This window comes from Microbacterium sp. Y356, from assembly GCF_059445355.1.
Map to the genome: position 1 here is coordinate 1,081,269 of NZ_JCAIUE010000001.1, position 12,668 is coordinate 1,093,936.

11 protein-coding genes are annotated in these 12,668 nt (G+C 65.2%); 3 read left to right on the top strand and 8 right to left on the bottom strand.

The window, feature by feature from the left end; genetic code table 11:
• The first annotated feature begins 53 nt into the window (after nt 1-53).
• Nucleotides 54-1,622, top strand: coding sequence for an SLC13 family permease (locus AC1C2Q_RS05195; protein WP_495449254.1), 1,569 nt, complete (start codon nt 54-56; stop codon nt 1,620-1,622).
• On the opposite strand, the gene AC1C2Q_RS05200 is transcribed toward AC1C2Q_RS05195, so the two are convergent.
• From AC1C2Q_RS05200 to AC1C2Q_RS05230, 7 genes are all read right to left on the bottom strand, one after another.
• On the bottom strand, nt 1,589-3,793 hold the full coding sequence (locus tag AC1C2Q_RS05200; RefSeq protein WP_495449255.1) for a sensor histidine kinase: 2,205 nt from the start codon (nt 3,791-3,793) through the stop codon (nt 1,589-1,591). The genes AC1C2Q_RS05195 and AC1C2Q_RS05200 overlap by 34 nt on opposite strands.
• Entirely contained in the window at nt 3,790-4,425 is a 636-nt protein-coding gene (locus tag AC1C2Q_RS05205) for a response regulator transcription factor (protein WP_495449256.1), read from the bottom strand. Before AC1C2Q_RS05205 ends, AC1C2Q_RS05200 begins: the two co-directional genes overlap by 4 nt.
• A gap of 123 nt (nt 4,426-4,548) precedes the next feature.
• Entirely contained in the window at nt 4,549-5,529 is a 981-nt protein-coding gene (ccsB, locus tag AC1C2Q_RS05210; protein WP_495449257.1) for a c-type cytochrome biogenesis protein CcsB, read from the bottom strand.
• A gap of 9 nt (nt 5,530-5,538) precedes the next feature.
• Nucleotides 5,539-7,284 (bottom strand): cytochrome c biogenesis protein ResB, encoded by a 1,746-nt coding sequence (resB, locus tag AC1C2Q_RS05215; protein ID WP_495449258.1) that lies wholly within the window; start codon nt 7,282-7,284, stop codon nt 5,539-5,541.
• Nucleotides 7,265-8,029: a cytochrome c biogenesis CcdA family protein gene (locus AC1C2Q_RS05220; RefSeq protein ID WP_495449259.1), complete on the bottom strand. Its 765-nt coding sequence runs from the start codon at nt 8,027-8,029 to the stop codon at nt 7,265-7,267. Before AC1C2Q_RS05220 ends, resB begins: the two co-directional genes overlap by 20 nt.
• Complete coding sequence (locus AC1C2Q_RS05225) at nt 8,026-8,676, bottom strand: TlpA family protein disulfide reductase (protein ID WP_495449260.1); 651 nt, start codon at nt 8,674-8,676, stop codon at nt 8,026-8,028. Before AC1C2Q_RS05225 ends, AC1C2Q_RS05220 begins: the two co-directional genes overlap by 4 nt.
• Nucleotides 8,677-8,732: 56 nt before the next feature.
• Entirely contained in the window at nt 8,733-9,137 is a 405-nt protein-coding gene (locus AC1C2Q_RS05230; protein ID WP_495429983.1) for a MerR family transcriptional regulator, read from the bottom strand.
• 55 nt (nt 9,138-9,192) lie between these two features.
• On the opposite strand from AC1C2Q_RS05230, the gene AC1C2Q_RS05235 reads away from it, so the two are divergent.
• The gene (locus AC1C2Q_RS05235; RefSeq protein WP_495449261.1) at nt 9,193-10,092 is read left to right on the top strand and encodes an NAD(P)/FAD-dependent oxidoreductase; all 900 of its coding nucleotides are present in this window, start codon (nt 9,193-9,195) and stop codon (nt 10,090-10,092) included.
• 15 nt (nt 10,093-10,107) lie between these two features.
• Here the strand turns inward: AC1C2Q_RS05235 and AC1C2Q_RS05240 are convergent, their stop codons facing one another.
• Nucleotides 10,108-10,737 carry a histidine phosphatase family protein gene (locus AC1C2Q_RS05240; protein ID WP_495449262.1) on the bottom strand — a complete coding sequence of 210 codons (630 nt, stop codon included), beginning with the start codon at nt 10,735-10,737 and terminating at the stop codon, nt 10,108-10,110.
• A gap of 105 nt (nt 10,738-10,842) precedes the next feature.
• Here AC1C2Q_RS05240 and aspS point away from each other — a divergent pair, with 105 nt between their 5' ends.
• On the top strand, nt 10,843-12,624 hold the full coding sequence (gene aspS / locus AC1C2Q_RS05245) for an aspartate--tRNA ligase (RefSeq protein WP_495449263.1): 1,782 nt from the start codon (nt 10,843-10,845) through the stop codon (nt 12,622-12,624).
• Nucleotides 12,625-12,668: the final 44 nt, after the last annotated feature.

Here is a 12,668-nt window from a genome sequence, read left to right on the forward strand (position 1 = left end):
CCCCCAGAACTGGGGGATACTCGTTGCGGGTACGCCCTCTATCGTCGAGATATATGGACCCGATCGTCACGACTCTTGTCATCCTGCTCTGCGCAGTGATCGCTTTCGTGTCGAACCGCGTACCGCTCGGCATCGTGGCCGTAGGTGTCTCGGTCGCCCTCTACTTGTTCGGCGTTCTCGATCTGAACAGCGCACTCGCCGGCTTCGGCGATCCGACCGTGCTGTTCATCGCCGCACTGTTTGTGGTCAGCGAGGCACTGGAATCCACCGGAATCGTCGCATGGGCCGGCAACGAGGTCATCAACCGCACCGGTACGAACAGGATTCGGCTGCTGCTCACCATCGGTGTGCTGGTCGCCCTCCTCACGGCCGTGATCAGCGTCAACGGCTCGGTGGCATCATTGCTGCCACTGGTGGTCGTAGTAGCCGCCCGTGCCGGCATCCGCCCGTCGCAGATGCTCATGCCCCTCGCCTTCTCGGCGCACGCCGGATCTATGCTGGCGCTCACCGGCACGCCCGTGAACATCATCGTCTCCGACATGGCCGCGGACAGCGGCGGCAGGCAGTTCGGATTCTTCGAGTTTGCCCTCGCTGGTCTCCCGCTGCTCGTCGGCACTCTGGCGATCATCCTGCTCCTCGGGTCCCGGCTACTGCCCGATCGCACACCCGCCTCGGCGCCGATCGACCTCGAGCAGCTAGCCTCGACGCTGCGGACAGACTACGAGATTGCTCCCGATCGCACCCTGATGTCGTCGGGGCGTGGCGTCGCGGAGGTCGTCGTCCCCCCACGTTCCTCGCTGATCGGACTGCATGTCTTCCCTGGCATGTGCACCCCCAGCGGAGAGCTGGTGGTGCTGGGCGTGCGCCGTGGCGATGAGGCTCTCGACGAGTCCGGAACCGAGCTCCGAGCGGGCGACGCGCTCCTGCTCGACGGCTCATGGGACGATTTGCAGCGGCACACTGCGAAGCGCGACGAAGTGCTCGTCGTCGACGCACCTCACACCCTGCGACGGTCGGTGCCGCTCGGCAACGGCGCAAAGCGCACCCTCGTGATCCTGGTCGCGATGATCGTCCTGCTCGCGACGGGCGTCGTGCCCGCGGCGATCGCTAGCCTGCTTGCGGCTGGCGCGCTAATCCTCACCGGTGTCGTCTCGATGACCAGGGCCTACCGGGCAATCTCCTGGACGACGGTGATCCTCGTCGCCGGTATGATCCCGCTGGCCACGGCGTTCGAGGAGACGGGAGCAGCCCGACTCATCGCCGAGGGACTGCGCGACATACTCGGGGATGCCGGGCCCTACGCTGCCGTCGCCGTGATCGTGCTCATTACGCTGGTGCTCGGCCAGCTGATCAGCAACACCGCGACCGTGCTCATCGTCGCCCCGGTCGCGGTGGCGTTGGCCGTCGCGATGAATGTCTCGCCACAGCCGTTCATGATGGCGCTCACGATCGCCGGAGCCGCCGCATTCCTCACCCCCGTCGCCACGCCTGCCAACCTGATGGTGATGGAACCGGGCGGCTACCACTTCGGCGACTACGCCAAGCTCGGACTCCCCCTCATGGTGCTGTTCTTCGCCGTGGCGGTGTTCTACGTGCCGCTGATCTGGCCGTTCACGAGCTGAATCGCCTGATCCCCGATCGATCGACCTTCGCGATCGAACACGATTCGTTCGCCCCCGCCGTCCGCACACTGAATCGACATCGAGACGACGTCCTCGCCGCCCGCTGCGAACGCACGTATGGTGATGGCGCATGCGTCATCCTGCGCGAGCGCGCACGCGATCGCCGTCGCGAGCTTGCGAGAGATCCGCGCGGAGCGCGGATCCTCGTCGGCGAGCAGCAGCACCTGCACCCCTCGGCGCCGGGCTGCGGACACGGCTTCCGCCAGAACGACATGATGCAGCAAGGGCGCTCGGATGCGGTCGCGGATGCTGCCCTCGACGGCCCTGGCCTCCCGGACGAGCTCGTCATCCATCGCATCGCCGGCTGCCATGCGGGTCAGCACAGGTTCTGCCAGGCGGAGAATCTCCGTCAGTTCGCGACGGGAGGCCCACCTCTCAGAGGCGGCGACGGCGGCGCTCGTGGCGGCACGTCTGGCCGCGGACTGCACTCCGCGCTCCTTCCGAGTGATGGCGACGACGCCGGTCAACCAGGTGTACCCGACCAGCAGCGAGATCAGCGTCGGCGTGGCCATCACGGCCAGATCTGCCACGTCCTGATTCCGCATGCCGCCCCATGCGCCCAACAGCACGAGAATCGTGCCCGCACCGATCCCGCCGATCACTGTGTTACCGCGGGCGGCGATCACCGCGACGATGTAGGACGCGAAGGTCAGTAGCCAGATCTCGGCCGCCCGCACACCGATGAGATCGAAGTAGATCAGCACCGATACGGCGATCGCGATGCTGCAGCCGATGCCGGCGAAGGCAGTGGCCCTCCGGAGCACCCCGGGTCGCTGCGTCGTCACCAGCAGCACGCCGATCAGCCCCGCCGCGTAGGTCGGCGCGGCGCCGGTCCCCGGGAGATGTCCGACGATCAGTCCGTGCGCGACACCCGTCACCCATACCGCAATGAACGCGATACGCGCGGTCGGTGTGGAGAGACCGGCATCGATCACCTCGGTCGCCGTCCGTTGCCAGCCCACCTCGATGCGCGTCCCGCGCGGCCCTGAAGTCACCTGCGCCATGCCGCCGGGGAGTTCACGCATGCGCTCGAGGATGCTGAGCCGCACTCCCATCCGTTCCGGGTCTACCGCCGCCGTGTCGAAACCGGACCCGCGGTCGGAGACGACGAGCCGGAGCCGTCCGCGGCCGATCCGACCGGTGACAATCGGAGAACTCAGCGTGCGTGCGTGCGTGACGCTATTGCGCAGCGCCTCGGCGAGAGCGTGGGAGGTGCGCTCGACCACCTCGGCTGGCACGGTGCCATGGCCGAGGGTGATCCGCGTGCTGTCGCCCGGCGCAGCATCTGCGGCGATTTCGATCAGAGTCTGGTGCGCTACAGCCGCGGCGAGTTCGCCGGTTCCGGCTCCCGCTCTGGTCGCGCCCCGCAGTGATGCGAGGTACCTCAACGATGCAAGCCCTGCGGCTGCAGCGCGGCGGACCTCCGGATGAGACGGTCCGGCAAGACGGGTCGCCGCAGTGAGCGCGGAGAGCACATCGTCGTGCACGAGGCGGGCGATCGCCTGCTGTCGCCGCAGCCGCGCCTGAGTCCGCAGAGAGCGCACCTCGAGCCCGCGGGTGCGCTGCTCGGCATCCTCGAGGCCGCACAGGCGCGTGTGCACCCCCATCACGATGACGAGCACAGCGATGTTCCCGAGATGGATCGGCGTCATCGCGAGCACCATATCCGGGATCCGCCCAACGAACAGCAGCGCAGACAACACCGATGTGAACGGGAGGAGCACACCGATCGCGATGGCCACCACCGGACGGAACAGCAGCGGCAGCAGACACATCGCCACCGGCTCAAGCATCCATGCCCAGGAGCGCAGTCCATCCGGATCGGATCCGGAATATCCGAGGAACATCGTCACCTGCACGAACGTCACCACCACGACGATGACGCCCCAGATAACCCGGAGGACGCCGTGCGGAAGTCTGCGACCGGACGCCGTCAGGACCCAGAAGAGCATGACTGGCACGAACGCGATGGCAGACCACCACAGTGCAAACTCAGGGAACTGGGCGACGATGCGCTGCCACGCCGCGAGCGTCGCAAGGAGGCCGCAGACCGCGATCATCCAACCGAGCTTCCGGTCGACCTCTCGCCCGGCCGCTTTCGCGTCACTCATCGATCCTGCAGCACAAGGCCGTCTTCAACGGCCCTGCGGAACAGGTCTACCTTCGTGGGGGCGGCGCGGTCGACGGCTGCGTACTTCGCGCGGATGTGTCGGACGTGATCGGTGACGGTCTCCCGAGATAGGAACAGAGTCTGCGCGACGCGCTCGGCCGTCTCGCCCGAGGCGTACAGTGACAGCACCTCGGCCTCACGTCGACTGAGATGAGCGGAGACGAAGTCACGATCGGAGTCGAGAGCGGCGGCCCAGTCCGGCGATGCGACGTTCTGGCCTCGCGCGGCACGGCGCACCGAGTCGATGAGGACCTCGATCCGCTCCGACTTGCGGATCATTCCTGCCGCACCCGCTCGTGCCGCCTCACGGATGAGTTGCGGCTGATCGCCGGACGTGTAGGCGAGGATGCTCGCCCCGAATGGCTCAAGCGTGCGGACGTTCGAGGCCGGGTCTGTGCCATCTGACAGCGACAGGTCGAGCAGCACCACATCGAGCCGACGAGCACGTGCGACGATTTCAGCCGCCGTCGCTCCGCTCGCGGCGACACGGATGTCCGAGGTGTTGTTCAGGATCGCGACGGTTCCGAGCAGCATCGCAGGATGATCCTCAACAATTCCGACGAGAATGGGCATTCTGGTCATCCCTCCGCTGGCTGCCACGGTACCCTTCCCCCCGCGATGAGCCTACAGGGGCAGGGTACGGGAGTGGGAGGTCAGACCGTCACACGCGGAAACGCCGGATCAGCAAACGCCAGCTCAACTCAGGCCGGAGTACGCGTGCAGACCCTTGAAGAAGACGTTGACGATCGTGAAGTTGAAGATCACCGCGGTGAAGCCGACAATCGACAGCCATGCTGAGCGATTGCCGCGCCAGCCGCGAGTGGCGCGAGCGTGGATGTACCCGGCGTAGAGCACCCAGACGATGAAGGTCCAGGTCTCCTTGACGTCGAAGCCCCAGTAGCGGCCCCAAGCATCCTGAGCCCAGATGGAGCCGGCGATGAGCGTGAAGGTCCAGAGGATGAAGCCGACGATCGCGAAGCGGAACGCCATGCCTTCCAACCGGTCGGCCGTGGGAAGCGTGCGCAGGAATGCCGGACCGGGCTTCTCGGCGTTCTCAGCGATGCGACGCTGACGACGCTCCTGCATCAGCTGCAGCACCGACAGTCCGCACGCCAGCGCGAAGAACGCCGTCGACAACGACGCCACGAAGACGTGGATGACGAGCCACACACTCTTCAGCGGGTCCATCAGCGGCACAACGCCGACGTAGAAGCTGATCGCCGCAGCCCCCATCAGAACAATGACCAGCCCCGTGATGAACGTGCCGAGGAAGCGCAGGTCGATGCGCGTGAGCATCAACAGATAGACGAGAACGACCAGCAGGGTGCCGATCATCGCGAACTCATACAGGTTCGCCCATGGCACGCGCTGTGCGGCGATACCGCGCAGCACCGTCGCCGCCAGGTGGAACACGAACGCCAGCGTGGTGAGTGTGGTGCCGATTCGCGCCATCAGATAGCGCGGCTTGGCTGGCTCTGTGGATGCCGCATCTGCGGTCAGGACCGAACCAGAAGCCGCACCGGCGCCGGCGCTGACCAGCACACCCTCGCGCGCAAGACGCGCATCAGCGCTCACCTCTGAGCGCCGCGCAAGATCGAATGCGTAGGCGATGAATGCTGCCGCGTAAATCGCGATCGCTGTCCAGATGAACAGGATCGAGAGGGAATCGAGGTCCATGGTGCCAGTCTACTTTCGCGGCTTATCGAGGGTGGGGCCGACATCGAGCAGTCGTGTGTGGCCGGCGACGAGATCATCGACCGCGGAGGCAAGAGTCGGGTCTTCCCCGCGGGCAAGACCGGCATACTCAAGCTGCACGGCGTCGCCTGCGGCGCTCGCCTTGACCCACATACGGCGGCGAGGAACGAACAGCGCGAGCATGAGTCCGGCAAGTGCGAGCAGTGCGAAAACGAGCACCCACACGGCCGAATCGTCGTGGTGGATCTGCAGAGACACGAAGCGCTTGACCGACTGCTCGTAGTTGGTGGCGCCAGCGGGCGACTCGTCTTCGAAGGTGATCGTTCCGAGCCCGTTCGGCAGGTCGGCGCTCTCACCTGGCTGCAGTTCGATCGATGCGACGTCGGTCGTGCGGCCGGTGAGCTTCGTGAGTTCTCCTGTGTCAAGCACATACACCGAGCGAGGTGTTCCCTCGTTGATGCCGAGGTCGCCCTCGTATACATCCAGAGTCAGCAACGGTGACAGCAGCTCGCCGTGCGCCGAGGTGAAGGCGCCGGTGTCGAGCTTGGCCGCGCTCGGGTAGAAGAACGCCGCGATGCCGAGCTGCTGCGGCATCCCGTCGGTGACCTTGACCACTCCGAGCGAGGTCATGTTGTTGTCCTGCGGCAGGAAGGGCACTGAGTTGCTGTAAACAACCTCGCCCTCAGCGTTGCGCACGGTAAGCGTGGGCGCGTAGCCGTTGCCGAGCAGGTAGATCTTGTCGCCGGTGACGCTCAGCGGATGGTTCACCCGTACGGCGTCCTCGCTCGTCTCGCCGTTCTCGCGCACCGACACGTTGGCGGAGAAATTGCCTGCCTGGCCGGATGCCGCGGAGCCGTACTCCTGGTACGTCACATCGAACGAGTCCAGGGTCACCGCATAGGGGCTGAGCGCGTCGTCACTGACGAAACGTCCGCGGTTCATCGACTCGTAGTCGAGCAGTGTGTTGACGAACGTCTGCCCTTCGACGATCACGCGCTGTCCGGTGTACGCGAAGCTGCCGCCGATGCCGACGGTGAGCAGCACGCCGACGAGTGCGAGGTGGAAGATCAGGTTGCCGGTCTCACGCCAGTATCCGCGCTCAGCAGAGACCGAGTAGGTGCGGCCCCTGTCGTAGCGTTCGACGCGATAGCCGAGTGCTTTGAGCTGCTTCTGCGCGACATCGATCGCACGGGATGCTTCAACATCGGCATCCGCCGCGCCTCCTGCGCCCGCAGAAGGTCGCGTGACCTCACGGTGATCTTCGAGCCGCTGCAGTCGCGCCGGCGTACGTGGCGGCCGCGCGCGCAGCGCCTTCAGATGATGCTTGATGCGCGGAATCACGCATCCGACCAGCGAGATGAACAGCAGCAGATAGATCGCCGAGAACCACGGCGAAAGGTACACGTCGAACAGGTTCAACGCGTCGAGCACAGGGAACAGATCGGGGTTGTCAGTCTGCCACTGCGTGACGCCGTTCGGGTCGGCCATTCGCTGCGGGAAGATCGAGCCGGGGATCGCCGCGATCGCGAGCACCAGCAGCAGGATGATCGCGGTGCGCATCGAGGTCAGCTGACGCCAGCCCCACCGCAGCCATCCGACGAAGCCGAGTTTCGGTTGGGTGATCCCCCCGCCATCGCCGTCGATGTGATCGGAGGGGCGCAGAGGATCGGAGGCGTCGCTGTTCACAGCATCCTTGTTCTTCAGATCTGGACGGGAATCAGAGCGGGAGGATGACACTGCCCATCACCGCCCCGAGTCGCGACATGATGTCGGTCCACAGGCCGCTGACCATCAGGATGCCGAGCAGGATGAGCATGGCCCCGCCGATGATGTTCACGATGCGGATGTGGCGGCGCAGGAACCCGATCGTCTTCGTTGCCCAGCCGAAACCGAGGGCGACGAGCAGGAACGGGAGGCCAAGGCCGAGGCTGTACGCCAAGCCGAGGAGGCCGGCCCGGACAGGATCGCCGAGTGTCCACGAGACTGCAGTGATTGCGGCCAGCGTCGGCCCGATGCACGGTGCCCATCCGATCCCGAGTGCGAACCCCAGAAGAGGCGCGCCGATCAGACCGGTCTTCGAGTTGACATGCAGGCGGAACTCGCGCTGCGCGAAGCCGAACAGCCCGAGAAAGACGAGGCCCATCACGATGATGACGACGCCAAGGATGCGGGTGATCAGCTCGCCCCACTGCAAGAAGAAGACCGCCGCCGTGCCGCCGATCACGGTGAAGGCGATAAACACCACGCTGAAACCGAGGATGAACAGCAGCACACCGAGCACAAGGCGTCCACGTCCGGTCGCTGATGCGTTCCCCGCAGCGTCAGAAGCGCCCCGCGGCGCCACCGCACCGCCGAGGAAGCCGAGATAGCCGGGCACGAGCGGCAGTACGCACGGTGAAAGGAACGACACGAGCCCAGCGAGCATTGCGACCGGAATCGCGAGCCAGAGTGCGCCGGAACCGATCAGTTCGTTTGTGTTCACGCGCTCTCCGCGAGTGCATCCCGCACGAGCGTGGAGAGAATCGACGGGCCATCAAGTGGACCGATGATGCGCGCTGCGACGCGACCCTGTTTGTCGAGCACGAGCGTGGTCGGGGTCGCCTGAATCGGAGTGACCGTGGCGAATGCGAGCTTCGCGTCGCCGTTGTCCACGTCGATGAGGCTCGGATAGGTCACGTCGTATTCTTCAGCAAACGCGCGTGCGGTATCGGCCTGGTCATAGGTGTTGACGCCGACGAACGAGACTCCGTCGCCCTCGTACTCCTGCCAGACCGACTCAAGGTCTTTCGCTTCGACCCTGCACGGGCCACAGGCGGCGTACCAGAAGTTGACGACCGTGACATCGCCGGCGATGTCTGCGCTCGCGAACTCGTCGCCGGATTCTGTGACACCGCCGAACTCAACGGGTTCACCACGATCGTCAGGAGCGATTTCAACGACTGTGAGCTCTGCCGAGATGTAACCCTTGTCATCGCCCTCGAGAAACTGCTGAGCGACGGGGTCGGCGGTGCAGGCGGTCAGAGCGACAGCGAACAGCACGGCGAACGCGGCTCCGGCCACACGACGCGAAGGTCGAGTGCGGGAGAGGCGGCCGTCGCGAATCGGTCGAATCGTCGAAGCGAGTGGCACGTCAACCAGTCTAAGCCTGGGATTCTATGGGTGATCTGGACGCATCGACGGGCCTCTCAGAATCGGGCAAGCACGTCGTCAACCCCGGCTCTGAACCTCGGACAGGTGGTGATGTCGTGGGCGCTGCACTGCAGTGCATGCTCGGTCATCTCACGCGAGCGCTGCATCTCCAGCATCCGTTGATCGATGTCTGCGAGGTGCGCATAGAGCACTTCGTGGCGCCCCCTGCGTCCGTCATCCAGTAGCACCGCAATCTGCTCCAGGGTCATTCCTGCGGCCTTGCTTCGCTTGATCACGGCGATGCGCACGATGTCATCCTCGCCATATCGTCGGCGGTCAGCCGAGTCGCGTTCGGGGCGAAGGAGCCCCACGCTCTCCCAGTGCCGCAGCACGTTGCTGGGCAGTTCGAACTTTTCCGCGACCTCGCCGACGGACCATGAACTCGACGTATTTGACTTCATGTTGACATGAAGTCACACACTGGTCCAGAACGCAAGATCAGAGAGGAACCCACCCATGTATGACGCGATCGTGATCGGCGCTGGACCCGCAGGCCTGCAGGCAGCGCTGACCCTTGGAAGGATGCATCGCAGCACGCTCGTGCTCGACTCCGGACAGTACCGAAATGGCCCGGTGTCTCATATGCACAACGTGCTGGCCGACGACGGTACTCCCCCAGCCGAACACCGCGCACGGGCTCGCGCGCAACTATCGGCCTATCCCGATGTGGAGTTCAGGACTGCCGTGGCGGAGAGCATCGTCGGGGCTGCAGACGACTTCAGGGTCTCGCTCGAAGGCGGCGAGTTCGAACATGCACGGCGAATCATCCTCGCGACTGGTGTCACCGATGATCTCCCGGCTGTTCCTGGGCTCGATGACCTCTGGGGCCACCGTGCCTTCGCCTGCCCGTTCTGCGACGGCCACGAGTTCAATGGTGCCGAGATCGGCATCATCGGCGCCGGACAGCGAGCAGGACACCTTCTTGCACTGCTCAGTCCGGTGGTCGGCGGAATCACGGTGTTCCCCGTCGACGTCGCCGTGACAGAAGACGAGAGAGCAATGCTGGAGACGGCGGGAGCACGGGTGTCGGCCCACGTCGTTGATTCGGTGCGACCGGGGCCGGACGGTGGCGTGATCGTCGCCGCCGGCGGAACCGACACCGCGCTGGCCGGACTGTTCGTCGCGGCCGGATCGATCAGGCAGCGTGCTCCGTTCGCCGCGCAGTCAGAACTACAGATGTTGCCCAGCGGTGCGATCGAGATCGATGATTTCGGGCGCACTTCCGCACCCGGGATCTTCGCCGCGGGTGATCTCGCTCACCGCGCGACGATGCCGGGGCCTGTTGCATCCGTCATCCAGGCTGCCGCCGCAGGACAGCTGGCCGCGGCGTTCGTTGTGCAGGAATTGAGCGCGTGATGTAGACGCAGCGGCTCAGACGGCGCCGACGTCGACGGCGCCGCCGGTCGCAGCGGGTTCGGCGTAGTCGACTTCCCGCCAGACATCGCCGACCCGCTCGAAGGAGGTCACGCTCGACAGCGCGCAGCGGCGGGTGCGTGGATCGTGGCGCAGCGGGAGTCCAGCGACATTAAGGTGTGTGATCCAGATCGGCGCCTGATGCGAGACGAACACGACGTCGCCACCGTCGGTCTCGTGCCAGGCGCTGTTCATTGCCTCTTCCACACGATCGGCGATCAACGCGTACGGCTCGCCCCAGCTGGGAACCGATGGTCGACGCAGGTGCCACCAATTGAGCGGGTTGCGCAGTGAGCGACTCATCCGCGTGCCTTCGAAGACGTTGGTCGGCTCGATGACGCGTTCATCGATGATCGGGTCCAGCCCGAAGATCGCGGTGAAAGGCTCTGCTGATTCCTGAGCGCGTTGCAAGGGCGAGCAGCGCAACGAGGTCACCGAGCGATCGAGTCCCGCGATGTACTCTGCGGCGGACCGCGCCATCGCCTTGCCTGCTTCACTCAACCCATAATTCGGAAGGCGACCGTAGAGAACCCGTTCGGGATTGTGCACTTCGCCGTGGCGGACGAGATGAAGGCGGTCGGCAGGCATGAGGTCAGTCTAGGGATGTCGCAGCGGTGAGTCAGGCGCGACGGCACGCACGACGTGCCCACGTAGAATGGCGGAGTTCCCTTTACTGAACTGGAGGAATCTTCCGTGCTTCGCACTCACACGACCGGCTCCCTGCGAGCCGAACACATTGGTCAGACCGTCACCCTCACGGGGTGGGTTGATCGTCGTCGTGATCACGGAGGAGTCGCGTTCATCGATCTCCGCGATGCCTCCGGCATCGCCCAGGTGGTCATCCGCGACGAAGAGACTGCACACCCGCTGCGCAGCGAGTTCGTGCTGAAGGTGACTGGCCAGGTTTCGCAGCGCCCCGCAGGCAACGCGAACCCGAACCTCCCCACCGGCGACATCGAGATCATCGCATCCGAAGTCGAAGTTCTCAACGAGTCCGCTCCCCTGCCGTTCCAGGTGTCCACCGGACTCGGTGACACCGAGACGATCGGTGAGGATGTTCGGTTCAAGTACCGCTATCTTGATCTCCGTCGTCCAACGTCGGCAGCCGCTCTGCGACTGCGATCGAAGGTCTACAAGGCAGTACGCGAGGTGCTCGAGACACGAGAATTCGTCGAGGTCGAGACTCCGACGCTCACACGCTCCACGCCTGAGGGCGCCCGCGACTTCGTCGTGCCCGCTCGCCTGCACCCCGGTAGCTGGTACGCCCTTCCGCAGAGCCCGCAGCTGTTCAAGCAGCTGCTCATGGTTGGCGGCATCGAGAAGTACTACCAGATGGCGCGCAGCTACCGCGATGAGGACTTCCGCGCCGACCGTCAACCGGAGTTCACCCAGCTCGACATCGAGATGAGCTTCGTCGACCAGGAAGACATCATCGAGATGATGGAGGCTGTCATCCCCGCGATGTGGGCAACTATCGGCGTCGAGGTCCACACTCCGCTGCCGCGCATCACTTACGCAGACGCCATGGCGAAGTACGGCTCCGACAAGCCCGACCTGCGCTTCGGTCTCGAGCTCGTCGAGGCGACGGACTACTTCAAGGACACCACGTTCCGCGTGTTCCAGGCCGACTACGTCGGCGCTGTGCTGATGCCTGGTGGCGCCGGCCAGCCACGCAAGCAGCTGGATGCCTGGCAGGACTGGGCCAAGCAGCGCGGAGCGCGTGGCCTCGCATACGTCCTGTTCAACGAGGATGGCTCGCTCGGCGGCCCTGTCGCCAAAAACCTTTCGGATGCTGAGAAGGCCGGCCTCGCCGACCTCGTGGGCGCTGCCGCAGGCGACTGCGTGTTCTTCGCCGCCGGTTCTGCAAAGGAAGGCCGTGCGCTGCTCGGCGCTGCCCGCGTGGAGATCGGTCGCCGTCTCGGCCTCCTCGATCCAGACGTCTTCGCATTCACCTGGGTGGTCGACGCCCCGATGTTCGAGCCTGCGGCCGACGCTGTGGCATCTGGTGACGTCGCCGTCGGCGCTGGCGCCTGGACAGCCGTTCACCACGCCTTCACCGGCCCTAAGCCGGAGTTCGCGGACACGTTCGACACTGATCCAGGATCTGCGCTCGCCTACGCATACGACATCGTCTGCAACGGCTCAGAACTCGGCGGCGGGTCGATCCGCATCCACCGCGAGGACGTCCAGAAGCGCGTCTTTGAGGTCATGGGTATCAGCGATGAGGTTGCCGATGAGCAGTTCGGCTTCCTGCTTGACGCGTTCAAGTTCGGTGCCCCGCCGCACGGTGGCATCGCGCTGGGCATGGACCGCGTGCTGCAGCACCTCACCAAGACCGACTCGATCCGCGAGGTCATCGCGTTCCCGAAGACCGGCAACGGTTTCGATCCGCTGACTTCGGCGCCGGCACCGATCACCGATGCGCAGCGCGCTGAGGCTGGAGTCGACTTCACGCCGGAGGACGACGAGGCCTGAGCCCCGCCCCGCGCTGAGCCCCCGTCTTGCCGCCGAGCCCCCGT